The 19,862-nt window shown below is 69.7% G+C and carries 19 protein-coding genes; 14 read left to right on the top strand and 5 right to left on the bottom strand.

The features are described 5' to 3' along the window. Positions 1 to 308: 308 nt before the first annotated feature. Positions 309 to 1,742, bottom strand: coding sequence for a DNA-processing protein DprA (gene dprA, locus RSP45_RS07295; protein WP_415393821.1), 1,434 nt, complete (start codon positions 1,740 to 1,742; stop codon positions 309 to 311). Positions 1,743 to 1,880: 138 nt separating this feature from the next. Next, entirely contained in the window at positions 1,881 to 3,299 is a 1,419-nt protein-coding gene (gene tldD / locus RSP45_RS07290; RefSeq protein ID WP_415393820.1) for a metalloprotease TldD, read from the bottom strand. Between the two features lie 203 nt (positions 3,300 to 3,502). On the opposite strand from tldD, the gene coxB reads away from it, so the two are divergent. From coxB to RSP45_RS07235, 11 genes are all read left to right on the top strand, one after another. Further along, a complete protein-coding gene (coxB, locus tag RSP45_RS07285) occupies positions 3,503 to 4,381 on the top strand; it encodes a cytochrome c oxidase subunit II (RefSeq protein ID WP_415394016.1) in 879 nt (292 codons plus the stop codon). A gap of 6 nt (positions 4,382 to 4,387) precedes the next feature. After that, positions 4,388 to 5,323: a heme o synthase gene (gene cyoE / locus RSP45_RS07280; protein ID WP_415393819.1), complete on the top strand. Its 936-nt coding sequence runs from the start codon at positions 4,388 to 4,390 to the stop codon at positions 5,321 to 5,323. Next, complete coding sequence (locus RSP45_RS07275) at positions 5,323 to 5,601, top strand: hypothetical protein (protein WP_415393818.1); 279 nt, start codon at positions 5,323 to 5,325, stop codon at positions 5,599 to 5,601. The genes cyoE and RSP45_RS07275 overlap by 1 nt, the downstream gene beginning before the upstream one ends. Beyond that, positions 5,598 to 6,185, top strand: a complete 588-nt coding sequence (locus RSP45_RS07270) for a cytochrome c oxidase assembly protein (RefSeq protein ID WP_415393817.1) — start codon at positions 5,598 to 5,600, stop codon at positions 6,183 to 6,185. Before RSP45_RS07275 ends, RSP45_RS07270 begins: the two co-directional genes overlap by 4 nt. A 22-nt stretch (positions 6,186 to 6,207) precedes the next feature. After that, complete coding sequence (locus RSP45_RS07265; RefSeq protein WP_415393816.1) at positions 6,208 to 7,026, top strand: cytochrome c oxidase subunit 3; 819 nt, start codon at positions 6,208 to 6,210, stop codon at positions 7,024 to 7,026. 91 nt (positions 7,027 to 7,117) lie between these two features. Then, the gene (locus RSP45_RS07260) at positions 7,118 to 7,792 is read left to right on the top strand and encodes an SURF1 family protein (RefSeq protein WP_415393815.1); all 675 of its coding nucleotides are present in this window, start codon (positions 7,118 to 7,120) and stop codon (positions 7,790 to 7,792) included. Positions 7,793 to 7,802: 10 nt separating this feature from the next. Then, positions 7,803 to 9,191: a threonine synthase gene (gene thrC / locus RSP45_RS07255; RefSeq protein WP_415393814.1), complete on the top strand. Its 1,389-nt coding sequence runs from the start codon at positions 7,803 to 7,805 to the stop codon at positions 9,189 to 9,191. Between the two features lie 53 nt (positions 9,192 to 9,244). Then, complete coding sequence (locus RSP45_RS07250) at positions 9,245 to 10,453, top strand: M16 family metallopeptidase (RefSeq protein WP_415394015.1); 1,209 nt, start codon at positions 9,245 to 9,247, stop codon at positions 10,451 to 10,453. Continuing rightward, entirely contained in the window at positions 10,453 to 11,034 is a 582-nt protein-coding gene (locus RSP45_RS07245; protein WP_073060894.1) for a GNAT family N-acetyltransferase, read from the top strand. Before RSP45_RS07250 ends, RSP45_RS07245 begins: the two co-directional genes overlap by 1 nt. A 114-nt stretch (positions 11,035 to 11,148) precedes the next feature. Continuing rightward, positions 11,149 to 12,546, top strand: a complete 1,398-nt coding sequence (locus tag RSP45_RS07240; RefSeq protein ID WP_415394014.1) for an FAD-binding oxidoreductase — start codon at positions 11,149 to 11,151, stop codon at positions 12,544 to 12,546. A 62-nt stretch (positions 12,547 to 12,608) separates the two neighbouring features. Beyond that, positions 12,609 to 13,052: a PACE efflux transporter gene (locus RSP45_RS07235; protein ID WP_415393813.1), complete on the top strand. Its 444-nt coding sequence runs from the start codon at positions 12,609 to 12,611 to the stop codon at positions 13,050 to 13,052. 15 nt (positions 13,053 to 13,067) lie between these two features. On the opposite strand, the gene RSP45_RS07230 is transcribed toward RSP45_RS07235, so the two are convergent. Both RSP45_RS07230 and RSP45_RS07225 read right to left on the bottom strand, forming a co-directional pair. Further along, a complete protein-coding gene (locus tag RSP45_RS07230; protein ID WP_415393812.1) occupies positions 13,068 to 13,493 on the bottom strand; it encodes an META domain-containing protein in 426 nt (141 codons plus the stop codon). A 151-nt stretch (positions 13,494 to 13,644) separates the two neighbouring features. Then, complete coding sequence (locus tag RSP45_RS07225; protein WP_415393811.1) at positions 13,645 to 15,276, bottom strand: acyl-CoA dehydrogenase family protein; 1,632 nt, start codon at positions 15,274 to 15,276, stop codon at positions 13,645 to 13,647. 271 nt (positions 15,277 to 15,547) lie between these two features. On the opposite strand from RSP45_RS07225, the gene dapE reads away from it, so the two are divergent. The 3 genes from dapE to RSP45_RS07210 are packed head-to-tail and all read left to right on the top strand — an operon-like array spanning position 15,548 to position 17,600. After that, positions 15,548 to 16,687, top strand: a complete 1,140-nt coding sequence (gene dapE / locus RSP45_RS07220) for a succinyl-diaminopimelate desuccinylase (protein WP_415393810.1) — start codon at positions 15,548 to 15,550, stop codon at positions 16,685 to 16,687. Next, entirely contained in the window at positions 16,684 to 17,097 is a 414-nt protein-coding gene (locus RSP45_RS07215; RefSeq protein WP_415393809.1) for a GNAT family N-acetyltransferase, read from the top strand. The genes dapE and RSP45_RS07215 overlap by 4 nt, the downstream gene beginning before the upstream one ends. Continuing rightward, positions 17,094 to 17,600, top strand: a complete 507-nt coding sequence (locus RSP45_RS07210) for a hypothetical protein (protein ID WP_415393808.1) — start codon at positions 17,094 to 17,096, stop codon at positions 17,598 to 17,600. The genes RSP45_RS07215 and RSP45_RS07210 overlap by 4 nt, the downstream gene beginning before the upstream one ends. A gap of 103 nt (positions 17,601 to 17,703) precedes the next feature. On the opposite strand, the gene RSP45_RS07205 is transcribed toward RSP45_RS07210, so the two are convergent. Then, a complete protein-coding gene (locus RSP45_RS07205; protein WP_415393807.1) occupies positions 17,704 to 19,737 on the bottom strand; it encodes an OmpA family protein in 2,034 nt (677 codons plus the stop codon). Between the last annotated feature and the right edge of the window lie 125 nt (positions 19,738 to 19,862).

Raw genomic sequence — 19,862 nt, 5'->3', positions numbered from 1 at the left:
ATAGGGTGTTGGCTGGGCGGTACGCTTCTGCGAACCAATCCCCGCCCAGACCGCTGCATGGTGCGGGTTGATACGCGCCTTCTCAAAGATCATGGCGCGACAGGTCGTTCTGCTGGCGCTGTCTCTCCCGCTGTCAGCCACTGTGAAACGCTCCCTTGCCGATCTCTCCGGCACCTCCCGGACGCAACCAGCCAGACTCGTCGCTCCGCCATACCGCGATACTGTACCGGGTGCAGCTCATGCTGTCGGTGCCGCAGCACAGCGGGGAATCCCGTGGCGGCGGTGCCCTTTCCCGGCCGGACCGTCGATCAGGCCAGGGCGATCCGGCCGCCGGGCAGGCGGGTGATGGTGCCGTCGAGTTCCAGATCGAGCAGCGTCGGCGCCAGCCGGGCCGGGGCGATGCCGAGGTCGCGGATCAGGCTGTCCTCGTCGGTGGGCGAGGGGCCGAGCAGGTGCAGCAGCCGCCTGCGCAGTTCCGTGGGGGGCGGGGTGGAATCCCGGCTGGCCCCGAACGCCGGTGAGGACACCGGCGATGCGGCGGGCCGCACGTGCGGGTGCGGATATGGCGGGTGCCCGTCGCCGTAGAGCGCAGTTTCAGCGGCGGCGGACCGCGCGTGTGGGTGCGGATCTCGCCCGCTGGAAAGCTGGCCGGAGCCTGCGGGGGCAATTGCCTCCGGTCCACATCCCGACGGTACCGCTTGAGCATTCTGCACGGCGGCAGGGGCATCGTATTGCCCCCCGCGGTGCGGGTATGTGACGTCTACGCGGCGGGAAGAGGGTTGTTGATCGCCCGCAGCGGCGGGCTCTTCGCCTGCCGCGCTGGCGGCGGATCGCGACGCGGCTGTCCTGGAAGCCTGCGCGGGCTTGGCGCTCTCGGCCCCTGAATCCGCCGCGCACCCGTCAAGCCCCGGCAGCGACAGTGGCCGAATCAGCGCCAGCACGTCCTCGACATTGCGCACCAGCACCGCGCCGTCGCGGATCAGGGTGTTGCAGCCTGAGGCGCGGGCGTCCAGCGGGTGGCCGGGCACCGCCATCACCTCGCGCCCTTGCTCGCCCGCCAGCCGCGCGGTGATCAGGCTGCCCGAGCGGCAGGCGGCCTCGATCACCACCACCGCCGCGGAAATCCCCGACACGATGCGGTTGCGGGCGGGGAAATGCCGCGCCACCGGCTCGACCCCCGGTGGCTGCTCGGTCAGCAGGCAGCCCGAGTCGCAGATGCGGTCGGCCAGCGCCCGGTTTTCCGCCGGGTAGATCACGTCGATACCGCCGGCCATCACCGCGATGGTGCCCCGGGCGCAGCTCGACTGATGCGCGGCGGTGTCGATGCCGCGCGCCAGCCCGGCCGCGACCACCAGCCCGGCTTCGGCCAGCCCCGCCGCCAGAAGCCGCGCCATCCGCAGCCCCAGGGAGGAGGCGTTGCGCGCCCCCACCACCGCGACCGCGGGGCGATGCAGCGCCTCGACCCGGCCGCGCAGCCACAGCACCGGCGGGGCGTCGGAGATCGTCGCCAGCAGCGGCGGGTAATCGGCGTCGCCGATCCGAATCAGCCGTGCGCCCACGCGTGCGCCTGCCGCCAGCTCGGCGCGGGCCACCCCGGGCGGACAGGGCTCGTATCCCTTGATCCCGGCCGCGGCGGCGATGCCCGGCAGCGCGTCCAGCGCCGCCGCGGCGCTGCCATGTTCCGCGATCAGCCGGTGGAAGGTCGCCGGCCCCACGCGGCGAGAGCGGATGAGGCGAAGCACCGTCAGGTCGTCTTCCCTCGGGGTAGGGTGGGGGGTGTCGAAAGAAAACGTGCCTGGGTTCACTGCCGGTCCCTGCCTCATCCGCAGGGACTTCATGCCACGGTAATGGTTAATTAGTGGTTACCGCGGCCCGAAAAGTCAGGCGGCCGAACCGCCCACGGTCAGCCCGCCGATCAGCAGCGTCGGCTGGCCCACGCCCACCGGCACCCACTGGCCCTGCTTGCCGCAGTTGCCGACGCCGGGGTCCAGCGCCAGGTCGTTGCCGACCGCGCGGATCTGGCGCAGCGCGGTGGCGCCGTCGCCGATCAGCGTGGCGCCGCGAATCGGCTCGCCCACCTCGCCGTTCTTCACGCGATAGGCTTCGGTGCAGGAAAACACGAACTTGCCGTTGGTGATGTCCACCTGCCCGCCGCCGAAGCCGACCGCATAGATGCCGTCCTTGAGCCCCGAAAGGATCGCGGCCGGATCGTCCTGCCCCGGGTCCATCATGGTGTTGGTCATCCGCGGCATCGGCGCATGGGCAAAGCTTTGCCGGCGGCCGTTGCCGGTGGGGGCCACGCCCATCAGCCGGGCGTTCTGGCGGTCCTGCAGATAACCGACCAGAATCCCGTCCTCGATCAGCACGTTGCGGGCGGGCGGCGTGCCCTCGTCATCGACCGAGATCGAGCCGCGGCGGTCTTGCAGGGTGCCGTCGTCCACCACCGTCAGCCCGGGCGCGGCGATGCGCTGTCCCATCAGCCCGGAAAAGGCCGAGGCCTTCTTGCGGTTGAAATCCCCCTCGAGGCCGTGGCCCACCGCCTCGTGCAGCAGGATGCCGGGCCAGCCCGGACCCAGCACCACGTCCATCACCCCGGCGGGGGCCGGGACCGAGCGCAGGTTGACATGGGCGATGCGCAGCGCCTCGCGCACCAGCCCCTGCCAGTGGTCGGGCTGCATCAGCGCCGACAGGCCGAAGCGGCCGCCGCCGCCGGCGGTGCCGGTCTCGCGCCTTGCGTTCGATTCCACGATCACCGACACGTTCAGCCGCACCATCGGGCGGATGTCGGTGAAGATGCCGCCTTCGGGGCGCAGGATCGCCACCTCTTGCAGGGACGAGGCCATCGAGGCGGTGACCTGCACCACCCGCGGGTCCAGGTCGCGCGCAAAGCTGTCAATGTCGCGCAAGGTCGCGATGCGGGCGCCAAAGCCGATTCCCTCGACCGGATCCTCGCCGCGATAAAGCTGCGCCCCCGGCCCGGCGGGCGCTGCGGCCATGACGCCGCCGCCATTGCCCACCGCCAGCCGCGCCATCGCCGCGGCCTCGCGCAGGCTGGTTTCGCTGATGTCGGTGGAATGGCCGTAGCCGGTGACCTCGCCGCGCACGGCGCGCAGGCCAAAGCCCTGCGCGGCCTCGAACCCCGCGTTTCTCAGCCTGCCGTCGTCGAAAACCAGGCTTTCGCCACGGACCCGTTCCAGGAAGATCTCGCCGTCCTCGGCGCCGGCGGTGGCCTCGCGCAGGATGGAAAGGGCGCGATCGGGGTCGATCAGCTGTTCGAAGGGCGCGAAACGGTCAGTCATGGATCCAGCGAAGTAAGCCCATTTCGCCCCCGAGTCGATACCGAGGGAGGTGCTGTTACGGTAGAGGCTTGTCCTGTTGCGGTATATGTGGTTGTGACAATATGTCTCGACAGACAATGGCGTGCGTCAGCTTTTTCATGAGTCGGGGCACGAGGGGCGACAGGAACGGGATTCGACGAATGGCGAACGGGGCAAGGGGCCGCATGGCGGCGGGGCTGGCAGCAGCGGGGTTGGTCGGCATGACTCTGGCCACCGCCGGGTCTGCCATGGCGCAGGACGTGCTGGGCGATCTGCCGGTGATCGGCAAGCCCGAACCGGGCGGCATCGGGTTCCAGCCGGCGTCGAGCCCGCTGGCCGTCGACCAGCAGTGGCTGGACCAGTTCGTGCTGTACATCATCACCTTCGTGACGGTGCTGGTCTGCCTGCTGCTGCTGTTCTGCATCGTCCGCTTCAATCGCCGCGCGAACCCGGTTCCGGCCCGCTTCACCCACAACACCCCGGTCGAGGTGGTGTGGACGGTGGTTCCGGTGCTGATCCTGCTGACCGTCGGGATCTTTTCGCTGCCGGCGCTGTTCCGGTCGCAGGAAATGCCCTCGGACCCGGATCTGGTCATCAAGGCGATCGGCCGGCAGTGGTACTGGTCCTATGAATATCCCAACGACGGCATCGCCTTTGACGCGCTGATGCTGGCGCGCGAGGAACTGGCCGACAACGGCTATGCCGACGACGAATATCTGCTGGCCACCGACAACGCCGTGGTGGTGCCGGTGGGCGCGACCGTGCTGGTGCAGGTCACCGCCTCGGACGTGATCCACAGCTGGACGGTTCCGGCCTTTGCCGTGAAACAGGACGCCGTGCCGGGCCGCATCGCGCAGCTGTGGTTCTCGGTCGACAAAGAGGGCGTGTATTTCGGCCAGTGCTCGGAACTGTGCGGCATCAACCACGCTTACATGCCCATCGTGGTCAAGGCGGTCAGCCAGGAGAAATACGACGCCTGGATGGCAGGCGCCAAGACCGAGTTCGCGGCCGATGCCTCGGACTACCTGCCCGCCGCCCCGGTGCGGCTGGCGCAGGCGGAATAAGCCGGCGTGGCGGACATCCACTCATATGACCGGGCCGCCCAGGGTCTGGGCGGAGAGGCCGGGTTCGGCGACTATGTGGCGCTGCTCAAGCCGCGGGTCATGTCGCTGGTCGTCTTTACCGCCTTTGTCGGGCTGTATGTGGCGCCGGTGCCGGTCAACCCCTTCATCGGGTTCTGCTGCATCCTGTTCATCGCGCTGGGGGGCGGTGCCTCGGGCGCGCTGAACATGTGGTACGACGCCGACATCGACCGGGTCATGACCCGGACAGCCAAGCGCCCGATCCCCGCCGGCCGGCTGACCGAGGGCGACGCGCTGGGGCTGGGGCTGTTCCTGTCGGGGCTTGCGGTGCTGATGCTGGGGCTGGCGGCAAACTGGTTTGCCGCGGCGTTCCTGGCCTTTACCATCTTTTTCTATGCCGTCGTCTATACGATGTGGCTCAAGCGCTCGACGCCGCAGAACATCGTGATCGGCGGCGCGGCCGGAGCGTTCCCGCCGATGATCGGCTGGGCCTGCGCCACCGGCGGCATCTCGGTTGAATCGCTGCTGATGTTCTCGCTGACCTTCTTCTGGACGCCGCCGCATTTCTGGGCGCTGGCGCTGTTCATGAAGGAAGATTACCACAAGGCCGGCGTGCCGATGCTGACCGTGACCCACGGGCGGCCCGCGACGCGCAAGCACATCTTTGCCTATACGCTGGTGCTGGCGCCCTTTGCGGTGGCGCTGGGGCTGACCTCGATCGGCGGGCCGCTGTATCTGGCGGTGGCGCTGGTGTTCAACGCCCTGTTCATCCTGGGCGGCTGGCGGATCCTGCGCCGGACTGAGGAACAGGCACATGAAGATTCCTACGCGGTCGAGAAATCCTTCTTCCGCCTGTCGCTGTACTATCTGGCCGCGCATTTCGGCGCGCTGGCGGTGCAGGCCACGATCGGAGGCTGGGCGTGATGGCACTGCACCCGGAACATGAGCTGCACCGCCGCCGCAGCGGCCGCAACATCGGGCTGGCGCTGGTGCTGGCCCTGTTCGTGGCGCTGGTGTTCGGCCTGTCGGTGGTCAAGATCAAGCAGGGCGACCTGATGCAGGGCTTCGACCACCGCCCGCCCTCGCTGCCGCCGGCCGCCGCGGTCGCGCCCTCGGCCAACCCGGTGGCGGCACCCGGCACCCCGGCCTCGGCGCTGCCGCAGGCGCGCTCGACCCCGGCCGTAGAGGGGGGGCAGCCATGAGCAATAGGCGCGACAACGCCAATGCCCGCGTCGTCTGGCGGCTGATCGCGGTGGTGGTGTTCATGGGCGCCGCCGCCTGGGCCGCGGTGCCGTTCTACCGCTGGTTCTGCCAGGTCACCGGCTTTGCCGGCACCACCCAGATCGCCACCCAGGAATCCGACCGGGTGCTGGACCAGACCATCCGCGTGCGCTTCGACGCCAACGTGATGCCGGACCTGGACTGGAGCTTCCGCCCCATGCAGACCGAGATGACGGTGCGGCTGGGCGAAACCGCCATGGCCTATTACGAGGCGGTCAACAACTCGGACCAGACGCTGGTCGGGCGCTCGACCTATAACGTCTCGCCCTCGGACGCCGGGTATTTCTTCGAAAAGATCGACTGCTTCTGCTTTACCGAGCAGGAGCTGGCCCCCGGCGAGCGGATCGAGATGCCGCTGACCTTCTTCGTCAACCCCGACATGCTGGACGACCGCGACGCCGGCCGTATCCGCGACATCACGCTGAGCTACACCTTCTTCCATATGGACACGCAGAAATCGGCGCGGGCCGACACCGGCGCGTCCGCAGCCACCGCCCTGAACTGATCCAGTCGACGCGAGAGAGACCATGGCCCACGCCAAGAACCACGATTATCACATTCTTCCGCCGTCCATCTGGCCGTTCATCGGGGCCATCGGCGCGTTCGTCATGTTCGTCGGCGGCGTCTTCTGGATGCACGGAATGACGGTGCTGGGCCTGCCGGACTGGGCGCTGTTCGCGCTGGGCGTGCTGACCGTGTTCTACACCATGTTCGGCTGGTGGAACGACGTTGCCAACGAGGGCAACACCGGCGACCACACCCCGGTGGTGCAGATCGGCCTGCGCTACGGTATCATCCTGTTCATCATCTCCGAGGTGATGTTCTTCGTCGCGTGGTTCTGGGCGTTCTTCAAGAACGCGCTCTATCCCATGGGGGAGATGAGCCCGATCGTCGACGGCGTCTGGCCGCCCGAGGGGATCGTGACCTTCGACCCCTGGCACCTGCCGCTGATCAACACCCTGATCCTGCTGCTGTCGGGCGTCGCCGTCACCTGGGCGCACCACGCGATCGCGCATGACAACGACCGCAAGACCGCGATTCGCGGGCTGGCCGTCGCGGTGTTCCTGGGCGTCGCCTTTACCGCCCTGCAGGCCTATGAATACAGCCATGCGGCCTTTGGCCTGGACGATACCGTCTATGGCGGCGTGTTCTTCATGGCGACCGGCTTTCACGGGTTCCACGTCATCATCGGGACGATCTTCCTGTTCGTCTGCATGGTGCGGATGATCCGCGGCCATATGACCCAGACCCAGCATGTCGGGTTCGAGGCCGCCGCCTGGTACTGGCACTTCGTCGATGTGGTCTGGCTGTTCCTGTTCGCCGCGATCTACGTCTGGGGCCGCTGATCGCCCCTCCATCCGATGAAACGCGCGGGCAGGTCCCGCGCGTTTTTCCTGTTTCAGGGGCCTCTGCCCCGCTGGTCGAAAGGACGCGCTGATGCTGCGTCGGCTGCTGCCGCTACTGGTTGCCGGGCTGGTCGTGACCGCGATCCTCGCCTCGCTGGGGTTCTGGCAGCTGCGGCGGATGGAGTGGAAGGCGGGCGAGCTTGCCGCCATCCAGCGCGGAATCGAGCAGCCTCCGGTGGCGCTGCCCGCAGCCATCGACCCGTCGATGAAATACCTGCCAGTGGTGGTGTCGGGCCGGACCACCGGCGACGAAATCCTGGTGCTGTCGGGCAGCCATGATCTGGGCGGCGGCTACAACGTGATCTCGGGTTTTCAGACCGAGGACGGGCGCCGGATCATGGTCGACCGCGGCTTCATCACCCAGGACGACCGCCGGACGCCGCGCCCGCCGGTGGCGCTGACCGTGGCCGGCAACCTGCACTGGCCCGAGGAAAAGGGCAGCAAGACGCCCGAGCCCGACCTGTCCGCCGGCATCTGGTTCGCGCGCGAGGTGCCGCGCATGGCCGCGCATCTGGGAACCGGACCCGTGCTGGTCGTGGCCGCTGCCGTTCAGGGCGACGCACAGGGGGTGATGGCGATGCCGCTGGACATCTCGCATATCCCCAACAACCACCTGTCCTATGCGATCCAGTGGTTTTCCTTTGCGATCATCTGCCTGGTGATGACAATCGCGCTGGCCTGGCGTATCCGGCAGCAGACGAACTGAGGGGAAGGCGATGCGCTATATCTCGACCCGCGGGCAGGCGCCCGTTCTGCCCTTTGCCGAGGCGATGATGACCGGGCTCGCCCGCGACGGCGGGCTGTATGTCCCGGAAACCGTCCCGCAGCTGTCCCATGCCGAGATCGCCGCGCTGGAAGGGATCAGCTTCGAGGAAGCCGCCTTCCGCATCACCCAGCCCTTCGTTGCGGAAAGCTTTTCCGAAGCCGAGCTGCGCGAGGCGATCCGCCGCGCCTATCAGGGTTTCGGCCACGCCGCCCGCGCGCCCCTGGTGCAGCTGGCGCCGGGGCATTTCCTGCTGGAGCTGTTCCACGGCCCGACGCTGGCGTTCAAGGATTTCGCGATGCAGCTGATCGGGCAGCTGTTCCAGATCGCGCTGTCGCGCGAGGGGCGGCGCATCACCATCCTGGGCGCGACCTCGGGCGATACCGGCTCGGCCGCGATCGAGGCGTTCCGCGGCCTGCCCAACGTCGACGTGTTCATCCTCTATCCCCACGGCCGGGTCAGCGAGGTTCAGCGCCGGCAGATGACCACCCCCGACGACGCCAATGTGCACGCGCTGGCCATCGACGGCACCTTCGACGACGCGCAGGCGCGGCTGAAGGATCTGTTCAACGACCACGCCTTCCGCGATCAGGTGGGGCTGGCGGGCGTGAACTCGATCAACTGGGCGCGGGTGCTGGCGCAGGTGGTGTATTACTTCACCAGCGCCGTGTCGCTGGGCGCGCCGCATCGCCCGGTCAGCTTCACCGTGCCGACCGGCAATTTCGGCGACATATTCGCAGGCTCTGTCGCGCGGGCGATGGGGCTGCCGGTCGAGCGGCTGGTGATCGCGACCAATCAGAACGACATTCTGGACCGCGCGCTGCGGACTGGCGAGTACCGGGTCGGCCGGGTCGAGCCCTCGATCTCGCCCAGCATGGATATCCAGGTCAGCTCGAACTTTGAACGCGCGCTGTTTTTTGCCTATGGCGGCGACGGGGCGGCGGTCTCGGCGCTCATGGAAGAGCTGAAATCCGGCGGTTTCGCCATCAGCCAGGGCGCGTTGCAGCACCTGCGCGAGATCTACGATTCCGGCCGCGTGTCGGAAACGGAAACGCTGGCCACCATTGCCCGCGTCCGCGCCGAAACCGGGCAGGTCGTCTGCCCGCACAGCGCCGTCGGCATCAAGGTCGCGGACGAACAACGCCGCCCCGGCGTGCCGATGATCACGCTGGCGACCGCCCATCCCGCCAAGTTCCCCGATGCGGTGGAGCAGGCCGTCGGCCTGCGCCCGGACCTGCCGCCGCATATGGCGCGGCTGTTCGACCTGCCCGAGCGGCTGTCCCGGGTTGAAAACGACAACGCGGCGCTTAAGTCCCTGATCCTTGAACGGAGAACGGCTTGAGCGATATCCAGATCACCACCTTCCCCAACGGGCTGCGCGTCGCCTCGCGCCACATGCCGGGGCTGCATTCGGCATCGGTCGGCGTCTGGGTGAACGCCGGCGGCCGGGACGAGCGCCCCGAACAGAACGGCATTGCGCATTTCCTGGAACACATGGCCTTCAAGGGCACCGCGCGCCGCAGCGCCCTGCAGATCGCCGAGGCAATCGAGGATGTGGGCGGCTATATCAACGCCTATACCTCGCGCGACGTGACCGCCTATTACGCGCGGGTGCTGTCGGGGGACGTGGCGCTGGCGCTGGACGTGATCGGCGACATCGTGCTGAACCCGGTCTTCGACCAGCGCGAGATCGAGGTCGAGCGCGGGGTGATCCTGCAGGAAATCGGGCAGGCGCTGGACACGCCCGACGACGTGATCTTCGACTGGCTGCAAGAGGCCGCCTATCCCGACCAGCCCCTGGGCCGCACCATCCTGGGCCCGGCCGAGCGGGTTTCCGGGTTCTCGCGCGATGACCTGTCGCGCTTTGTCGCGGAACATTACGGCCCCGGGCAGATGATCGTGGCCGCCGCCGGCGCAGTCGATCACGACGCGCTGGTGCGCCAGGCCGAACAGATCTTCGGCCGTCTGCCGGCGCTGGCGGGCGTGGCCCGGCAGGGTGCGGTCTGGCAAGGGGCCGAGGCGCGCCGCGTCAAGCGGCTGGAACAGGCGCATTTCGCGCTGGCCTTCGAGGGGCCGGGCTATCTGGACCCGGATTTCTACGCCGCGCAGATCTGGACCGCGGCGCTGGGGGGCGGCATGTCCTCGCGCCTGTTCCAGAAGATCCGCGAGGAACGCGGGCTGTGCTATTCGATCTTTGCGCAATCGGGGTTCCACGACGACACCGGCATGGTGACGATCTACGCCGGCACCTCGGGCGAGCAGCTGGCCGAGCTGTCGCATCTGACCATCGACGAGATCCGCCGCTCGGCCGAGGATCTGGCGGAATCCGAGGTCGCGCGCGCCAAGGCGCAGCTCAAGGCCGGGCTGCTGATGGGGCTGGAAAGCCCCTCGGGGCAGGCCGAGCGCATGGCCCGGGCGCTGACCATCTGGGGCCGCGTGCCCGATGCCGCCGAGGTCGCGGCCCGCATCGACGCGGTGACCGCCGCCGATGTGCGCGACCACGCGCAGCGCATCATCGCGCGCGCCCGCCCGGCGCTGGCGCTTTACGGCCCCGTCAAGGCCGCGCCCGCGCGCGAGGATCTGGCAAGGCGGCTGGCGGCGTGATGTTCTGGCGCCGCCATGCGCCCCGGCTGGAAACCGAACGCATGGTGCTGCGCCTGCCCGCGCACGCGGATTTCACCGCTTGGACCAGCCTGCGCGCCGAAAGCCGCGCATTCCTGACCCCGTGGGAACCGATCTGGCACGCCGACCACCTGACCCGGCGCTCGTTCAGCAACCGGGTCTATTGGGCGGCGCGGTCCAGCCGCAACGGCACCTCGCTGCCGCTGTTCCTGATCCGCCGCGACGGGGTGCTGCTGGGGGCGATCACGCTGGACGGCATCCGCCGCGGCCCGGCGCAGGTCGGCACGCTGGGCTACTGGATCGGCGCCCCCTTTGCCCGCCAGGGCTATATGCGCGAGGCGATCGGCGCGGTCGTCGCCCATGCCTTCGGCCCCATGGACCTGTCGCGGATTGAGGCCGCCTGCCTGCCCGAAAACGCCGCCAGCCGCGGGGTGCTGGAAAAATCCGGCTTCAAGTACGAGGGCGTGGCGCAGGCGTATCTGCAGATCAATGGCCGCTGGCGCAATCATGTGCTGTATTCCAACCTGCGCCACGACCGGCGCGGGCGGACCGGGGCGGGCTAGGGCGGGCGCGTGGCGCGGTCGGACCGGGGCGCTGCCCCGGACCCCGGGATATTTGGGTGATGAAGAAAGGCATGTAGCTTGGCGTTGAACCCTGCGGATGCGCGTCTGGCCGCGATGCTGCCCGAAGGGGTGCTGCGCCCGCTCGAGCCTCGGCATCTGGACGAGCCGCGCGGCTATCATGCGGGGCAGGGCGGGCTGCTGGCCGCGCCGCGTTCCGTCGAGGAGGTGGCGGCGGTGGTGCGTGCCTGCGCGGCGGCGCGGGTGGGGATCGTGCCGCGCGGGGGCGGCACCGGGCTGGTGTCGGGCTCGGTCATGCCGGCGGGGCCGCTGCCGCTGGTGCTGTCGCTGGAACGCATGGCAGGTATCCGCGGCGTCTGGCCCGAAGAGGATGTGCTGATCGCCGATTCCGGCGCCACGCTGTCGCAGGTGCAGGATGCCGCGCGCACGGTCGGCCGCCAGTTCCCGCTGACGCTGGCCAGCCAGGGCACCGCGCAGCTGGGCGGGATCCTGTCCACAAACGCCGGCGGCACCGCGGTGCTGCGCTGGGGCAATGCGCGGGCGCTGTGCCTGGGGGTCGAGGCGGTGCTGCCCGACGGCTCGGTGCTGCGCGACCTGCGGCGGCTGCGCAAGGACAACACCGGCTATGCGATCAGCGAGCTGCTGGTCGGGGCCGAGGGCACGCTGGGCATCATCACCGCGGCCAGCCTGCGGCTGGCACCGGCGCCGCACGCGGTGGCGACGGCGATGCTGGCCGTGCCCGACCCGGCGGCGGCGCTGCGGCTGCTGGCGCTGGTGCAGGGGGACATGGCCGGTTGCGTCACTGCGTTCGAGCTGATCTCGGGGCAGGGGCTTTCCTTCCTGTCGGAAACCTTACCCGAAATCCGCCAGCCCCTGCCCGGCGCGCCGTGGTCGGTGCTGCTGGAGCTGTCGCTGCCCCGCGGCTGCGACCCCGCCGCCATGGCCGAGGCGCTGCTGGTCCGCGCGCTGGAGCGGGGGCTGGCCAGCGACGCGATCCTGGCGCAGTCGGGGGCGCAGGCGGCAGAGTTCTGGTCGCTGCGCGAGCATCTGCCGGTGGCGAACCGCCGGATCGGAGCGATTTCCTCACACGACATCAGCCTGCCGCTGTCGGAAATCCCCCGCTTCGTCGCCGATGCCGGGGCGATGCTGGCGGCAATGGGGGACATGCGGGTGAACTGCTTCGGCCATCTGGGCGACGGCAACCTGCACTACAACGTCTTTCCCGCCCCGGGCCGCAACCGCGCCGAATACGCCGCCCTGCGCCCGCGCGTGCAAGAGGCGGTGCATGAAATGGTCGTCGCCCGCGGCGGCTCGTTTTCCGCCGAGCACGGGGTCGGGCGGCTCAAGGCCGCGGATCTGGCGCGCTGGGGCGATCCGGCGCGGCTGGCGGCGATGCGGGCGATCAAGGCGGCGCTGGATCCGCTGGGGATCATGAACCCCGGTGCGGTGCTGGCCTTGCCCGAACCGGGCGGCGGGCCTATATCCGGGGGCTGAAGGACGACCTTCACCCAGATCGGGGCAGCATCCGGGACGGCCCGCAGACAACGGAGCCCCTGATGCGCAACACCCTTGACCGTATCCGCCACGCCATCCTGTTCGAACTGGTCGGGCTGATCTTCCTGATCGGCGGCGGCGCCATCCTGACCGGCTTCGACCCCGCGGCGCTGGGGGTGGTGGGGGTGGTGTCCTCGCTGATCGCGACCGGCTGGAACTTCGTCTTCAACCTGATCTTTGACCGCGCCATGCTGCGGTGGCGCGGCAGCATCATCAAGACCCACCGCATCCGCGCCCTGCACGCGCTGCTGTTCGAGGCCGGGCTGCTGGTGATCCTGCTGCCCTTCGTCGCCTGGGTGCTGGGGCTGACGCTGTGGCAGGCGTTCCTGTTCGATGCCGCGATCGCGGTGTTCTATGTGGTCTACGGCTATGCCTATAACTGGGCTTATGACCGCATCTTCCCGCCGCCCGAGGCGCGGGCGCGGGCCGTCCAGACGGCCCGCTGAGGTCACCGCGGGGGATCAGTTCCCCGAACGCTCCAGCGTCATCCAGCCCAGCGGGCTCTTGAGCTTGAGCACGCCGCCGGTCCATTCGGCCTCGGACGCCTGGGTCAGCGCCTCGAAGAACCGCGCCTCGAAGCCCTTGTGGCCGCAAGGGTTGTCGGTCCAGTTCATCTGCGAGATGTGGATCTGCGGCAGCGGCAGGGTGTTGATCGCGGTGAAGCTGTTGCACGGGCCCTGGCCGGTGATCTGGCCCGGCGTCAGCCGCACATGCCCGTCGCGGGTCGGCACGGCCTCCTGGCCAAAGCCGACGATGGTATAGGTGCCAAAGGGCACGCCGCCTTCAAAGCCGGTGCCGTCGTGGGGCAACCCCGGTTGAGTGGGCGCGCAGGCGGCCAGTCCGGCAAGGGCGGCAGCAGCGGCGGCGGCGCGGAAAGCGGACGTCATGAAGGGATGCCTCCCTGAAAAATATTCGGTTGCGATCATCGGCATCGACTGCCACCGCTGCCGCTCAAAGTCCATGCACCGACGTGTGAGCACGGGCGGCGGTGCAGCGCCCGTGCCTTTCGCGCAACGCCCCCGGGCAGGGGCGCGCGCCTCAGCCCAGCAGCCGACGCGCGATCACCTGCGCCTGGATTTCGGCCGCGCCCTCGAAGATGTTGAGGATGCGCGCGTCGCACAGCACCCGGCTGATCGCGTATTCCAGCGCAAAGCCGTTGCCGCCGTGGATCTGCAGCGCGTTGTCGGCCGCGGCCCAAGCCACCCGCGCGCCCAGCAGCTTGGCCATCCCGGCTTCCAGATCGCAGCGCTTGTCGTGGTCCTTCTGCCAGGCCGAGTGATAGGTCAGCTGCCGCGCGATCATGATCTCGACCGCGGTCAGCGCCAGCTTGTCGGCGACGCGGGGAAAGGCGATCAGGGCCTTGCCGAACTGCTTGCGGTCCAGCGCATATTGCAGCCCCAGCTCCAGCGCCGCCTGCGCCACGCCGATCGCCCGCGCCGCGGTCTGGATGCGGGCGGATTCGAAGGTCTGCATCAGCTGCTTGAAGCCCTGCCCGGGCTGGCCGCCCAGCAGGTTCTCGGCCCGGACCTTGAAGCCGTCGAAGCCGAGTTCGTATTCCTTCATCCCGCGATAGCCCAGCACCTCGATCTCGCCGCCGGTCATGCCTTGGGTGGGGAAGGGGTCTTCGTCGGTGCCCGGGGTCTTTTCGGCCAGGAACATCGACAGCCCGCGCCAGTCGCTGCTGTCGGGGTCGGTGCGCGCCAGCAGCGTCATCACATGGGTGCGTGCGGCGTGGGTGATCCAGGTCTTGTTGCCGGTGATCTCCCAGCCTTCATCCGTACGCACGGCGCGGGTGCGCAGCGAGCCCAGGTCGGACCCGGTGTTGGGTTCGGTGAACACGGCGGTGGGCAGGATCTCGCCGCTGGCGATCTTGGGCAGCCACTGCGCCTTCTGCTGGGGGGTGCCGCCGACCAGGATCAGCTCGGCCGCGATCTCGCTGCGGGTGCCAAGGGACCCCACGCCGATATAGCCGCGCGACAGCTCTTCGCTGACCACCACCATCGAGGCTTTCGACAGCCCCAGCCCCCCGAACTCTTCGGGGATGGTCAGGCCGAACACGCCCAGCTCGGCCAGCTCGGAAATGATCTCCATGGGAATCAGCTCGTCGCGCAGGTGCCAGCCATGCGCCTCGGGGATCACCCGCTCGTCGGCATAGCGGCGGAACTGGTCGCGGATCATCTCCAGATCCTCGTCCAGCCCGGTGGCGCCCAGGGTGGCGCGGCCGTGGTTGTCCTGCATCAGCGCGGCCAGCCGGCGGCGGGCGGCGGGGGTGTTGCCGGCCATCGCGGCGCGGGCGGCATCCGAAGGCTGCCATTCCACGCCCAGATCGGACAGCCGGGCGAACTCGGTTTGGCTCATCGGGATGCCGCCGGCGATCTGGGTCAGGTATTCGCCGAAACCGATCTGCAGGATCAGCGCCTCGACCTCGCCGAAGGCAGGGCCCAGCCGCTCGGCCCAGGCCGACAGCTGCCGCAGCGATTCGACATAGGTCGCCAGCCAGGACAGCGCGTGCGCCGCGTGCTGGTCGTCCTCCAGCGCGGCCGAATCGATCTTGCCGCCGCCGACCCGCGCCCGTAGCGCCTCGGTCGCGCGGGCAAGCAGCGCGTCAAGCTCGGGCAGGATGGCGCCTGCGGCTTCGGCGGTCAGGGCTGGGTCGCGAGTGTCAAGCATGATGGGATTCCCGGGGATCGAGGCACTGCCCCGGGCTTAGACCTTTCGCAATTGCAGCGCAACTATGCTGCGCGACCATGCGCCACGACGCAGTTTCATTGCGCGCCCTCCTTCGGCTCTTTCATCGTGACTCAAATATCCCGGGGGTGCGGGGGCAGGCCCCCGCTTCGACCGCGCCACCGCGCCTGCCTTCGGCTTGCAGCGCCCTCCCGTTCTGGCACAGTCCACGCCTCTGCCCGCCCCTCTGCCCACCCGTGGATTTAAGACCGCCATGACCGACCCTGCCGAACTGACCGCCCGCCTGATCCGCTGCCCCTCGGTGACCCCCGACGATGCCGGCACGCTGGAGCTGCTGACCGCGCTGCTGGAACCGGCGGGCTTCACCTGCACCCGCGTGGACCGCAACGGCACCCCCAACCTGTTTGCGCGCTGGGGGGCCAAGGGCGCGGCCCGCAGCTTCGGCTTCAACGGCCATGTCGACGTGGTGCCGCCGGGCGATCCCGACGCGTGGACGCAGCCGCCGTTTTCCGGCGCGCTGCTGGGCGGGGTGCTGTGGGGCCGCGGCGCCACCGACATGAAATCCGGCGTCGCGGCCTTTGTCGCTGCCGCCATCGACTTCGTGACCGAAACCCCGCCCGAGGGCGCGGTGATCCTGACCATCACCGGCGACGAGGAAGGCCCGGCCCGCGACGGCACCACCGCCATCCTCGATTGGATGCGCGAGACGGGTGAGCGGATGCAGGTCTGCATCGTCGGCGAGCCCTCGAACCTCGAGCATATGGGCGAGATGATCAAGATCGGCCGCCGCGGCAGCCTGACCGCACGGATCACCGCCCACGGCAAGCAGGGCCATGTCGCCTATCCGCATCGGGCGCTGAACCCGCTGCACGCGCTGATCGGGCTGCTCGACGGGCTGGCGGCGCAGCCGCTGGATCAGGGCAGCGCGCATTTCGACCCCTCGGGCCTGCAGGTGACCACCATCGACTGCGGCAACCCGGCCACGAACGTGATCCCTTCACGGGCCAGCGCGACGCTGAACATCCGCTTCAACGACCTGCACACGGGCAAAAGCCTGTCCGCCATGCTGCGCGAGCGCGCGGCGGCGGCGCAGGCGGACAGCGGCGTGCGCTTCGATCTCGACATCGACATCAGCGGCGAATCGTTCCTCACCCAGCCCGGCCCCTTCGTCGATCTGGTCGCGGGAGTGGTGGCGGAACAGACCGGGCGCACCCCGGTGCTGTCCACCTCGGGCGGCACGTCGGATGCGCGCTTCATCAAGGACCACTGCCCGGTGGTGGAATTCGGGCTGGTCGGCGCCTTCATGCATCAGGTGGATGAACGGGTGCCGGTGGCGCAGATCCACCAACTGAAATCCATCTACCAGACCATCCTGACCCGGTATTTCGCATGAAAATTGTCGTCACCACCGATTTTGCCGCCTGCCTGGCGATCCGCCGCAAGGTGTTCGTCGAAGAGCAATCCGTCCCCGAGGATCTGGAATGCGACGCCGCCGACGCCACCGCGGTGCATCTGCTGGCAACGCTCGACGGCCGCCCGGTCGGCACCGCGCGGCTGCTGATCGACGGGGCCGAGGGCAAGATCGGCCGCGTCGCGATCCTGCCCGACTGCCGCGGCACCGGCGCGGGCGCCGCCCTGATGCGCGCGGCGCTGGATGAGCTGCGCGCCCGCGGCGTCACCACCGCCCGGCTGGGCGCCCAGACCCATGCGCTGGGGTTCTACGAAAAGCTCGGCTTCACCGCCTATGGCCCGATCTACGACGACGCCGGCATCCCCCACCGCGACATGAGCCGGCCTCTGTGACCCGTCCCTTCATCCGCCCCGAGCTTGCCGCCCGGCTGCGCCCGTGGCGCGAGCTGGCGGCGGCGGCGCTGACCTTTGCGGCGGGCGGCTGGCTGTTCTCGCTGGGCGGGCTGCTGTTTCGGCCGCTGGGGGCCGGGGTGATGCTGGCCGCGGCGCTGTGGGCCCTGGGCGCCTGGCGCCGGCGCCGCTTTGCGGCAGAGATCGCCGCCCCGGGGCTGGTCGAGATCGAAGAGGGCGCGATCCGCTATTTCGGCGCCCGCGCGCTGGGCGGTGAAATCGCCCTGCGCGACCTCGACCAGATCCGGCTGCTGCGGCTGGACGGGCAGGCGCATTGGCGGCTGCGCAGCCGCACGGGCGAGGCGCTGCTGATCCCGGTGCAGGCCGCCGGTGCCGCCAATCTCGCCGACGCCTTCGCCGCGCTGCCCGGCTTCGACCTCGGCCGCGCCGCCGGGGCGCTAGCGGCCGAACACCCGTTCCAGACCGTCTGGGAACGCCGCCCCTGACCGCCCAAGAAAAGAGGCCGAGAAACCCCGGCCCCTCGCTGCTTCTTTCTGGTGGAAATACCCCGGGGGTGCGGGGGCAGAGCCCCCGCTTGCCCAAGGACGCTCAGTTCCGCGCCAGCAGGTCCGTGATCCGACGCACCGAGGCGCGGCGGTTTTCGCGGATGTCGCCCTCGCGCGGCACCTTCAGGAACTGCTCGCCATAGCCCTGCACCACCATGTTTTCCGGCGGCACGCCGAAGAACTGGGTCAGCGCCAGCGCCACCGACTCCGCGCGGCGGTCCGACAGCGCCAGATTCATCGCGTCGGCGCCCACCGTGTCGGTGTGGCCCTCGATCAGATAGATCTCGCGCGGGTTCTGCCGGATCGATTCCGCGATCACTCGCCCCAGCGCCGACAGCGCCTGCGCCTGGTCCGACTTGATCGCGGCCGAGCCGGTGTCGAAGGTGATCGCCTGGATGTCCACCGGCGCGACCAGCGCCCGCACCTCGGGGATGTTGCGGATCTGACCCAGGGTGAAGCTGCGGTTGACCTGGGTTTCACGCCGTAGCGCCTCGCGCAGCGCCTCTTCCGACATCTGCTGGCCGGGGGCAAGGGTGATCGGCCGCGCCGGCGGCGGCAGCGCCGCCACGTCCACCGGCTGCACCGCCACGGTGTCGTCCAGCAGATCGACCGTGGTGCCGTCCGCCCGCACCAGCGAGCGGCGCAGCACCCGCAGGTTGGCGTCGCGGATCGTCACCACCTGGCTGCCGTCGTCGCGGGTGACGATGGTGCGGGTCGAGCCGTCGGCATATTCCTGCGTCTGCACGGTCGAGCCGGGGCGCAGCAGCAGCGCATTGTCGTCCTTGATGATCTCCTGGCTGCCATCGGGCCGCGTCACCACCACCCGGTCGCCGGTGTTCAGGGAGACCTGGCGGTTGTTCGACAGCATCTGCCCGACCACCAGCCCGGCCAGCGCCGGCAGCACCGCCTGGCGCAGGGTCTTTTCAAGGTTGCTGCGGTCGTCGTCGTCGTCGGCCTCTTGCGTGGCGGCGGTGGTCGCTGCGGCGCCGGTGGTGGTCGCCACGCCGCTGTCGCGGACGATGCCGCTGAGGTCGGTCAGGAAATCCTCGGTCGCGCTGCGCGAGGTTTCCTCGGTCACCGTCTGCGTGTCGGTGGTGGCGACGGGGGGCGCATCGGCCAGCGCCGCCGCATCGGGGGCGGTGTCGGCGGCAGCCGCCTCGCGCGCGGCGTCGGTGGTGGGGGCCTCGACCTCGGGCACTTCGACCACCTCGGCCAGCGCGGCCTCCACGTCCTCGGTGGTGGGAAGGCCATCCCCCGGCGCCGCGGTGGTTGCGCCGGCGTCCGTGGTGCTGGTGGTGTCCGCGGTCGCGTCGGTTGTGGCGTCCGTTTCGGTCCCGGCATCCGTGGTCGTCGCGGCGGTGGCGTCCGTGCCCGTCGCCGTATCCGCGGTCGATTCCTCCGCATCGCCGGTGTCGGTTGCGGTCGTAGCCGCGTCATCCGAGGGCGCCGCGGTGGTGTCCGTGGCCTCGGTGTCCTGCGGTTCCGCCGGGGCGGCGACCGGCGGCTGCGGCGGGGTTTCCCCGGCGCCGGCCGCGGCGGCTTCAGTCGCGCTATCCGCATCGGCAGCCGCGGCCGCTTCCTCTTGCTCGTCAAGGGCGCTGGCCAGCGCCTCTGCATCCGGGTCGGCCTCGGCCGCAGGCGCCTCGGCCGCGGCAGACTCGGCTGTTGCCTCGGGCTCGGCGGCGGGCTCGGCAGCGGTTTCCGGGGCAGGTTCCGCCGCAGGCTCGGCGGCAGTCTCGGTCGTGGCCTCGGCCGCGGGCGCTTCGGCCGCGGGTTCCGCCGCCGGCGCAGCCTCAGCCGCCGGCGCAGCCTCCGGTTCCGGCGCAGCCGCCGGTTCCGCCTCGGCCGCAGGCTCGGCCTGCTCGGCTTCCGGCGCTGTCTCGTCCTCGGCCTGCGCCTCGGTCTGTTCCTCGGGCGGCGGGACCAGGATCACCTCGGCCCCGGCCTGCGCCACCTCGTCGGCGGCGGCAAGGATGATCCTGCCGTCATCCATCGGCTGCGCGGCCGCGATCTGCGGCAGCGCCACGCCGATGCACAATGCGACAGAGGTGGTGTTGCGAAGAAATTTTCGAGTCATTCCGGCTCCGATACAATCCTGGACCATGGCCTGGACCATGGGACGCGGCGGATGCGGCCGCGCACGCTTTGCCCCCGCAACGGAGGCTTGCCGGAAGTGAACCACCGAACCGCCCATGCGTTCCA

This window comes from Paracoccus sp. SJTW-4, assembly GCF_047716885.1.
GTDB classification, from domain to species: Bacteria; Pseudomonadota; Alphaproteobacteria; order Rhodobacterales; family Rhodobacteraceae; genus Paracoccus; species Paracoccus solventivorans.
The sequence above is the reverse complement of the archived record's forward strand: the minus strand, read 5'-3'. Positions and strand labels throughout refer to the sequence as shown.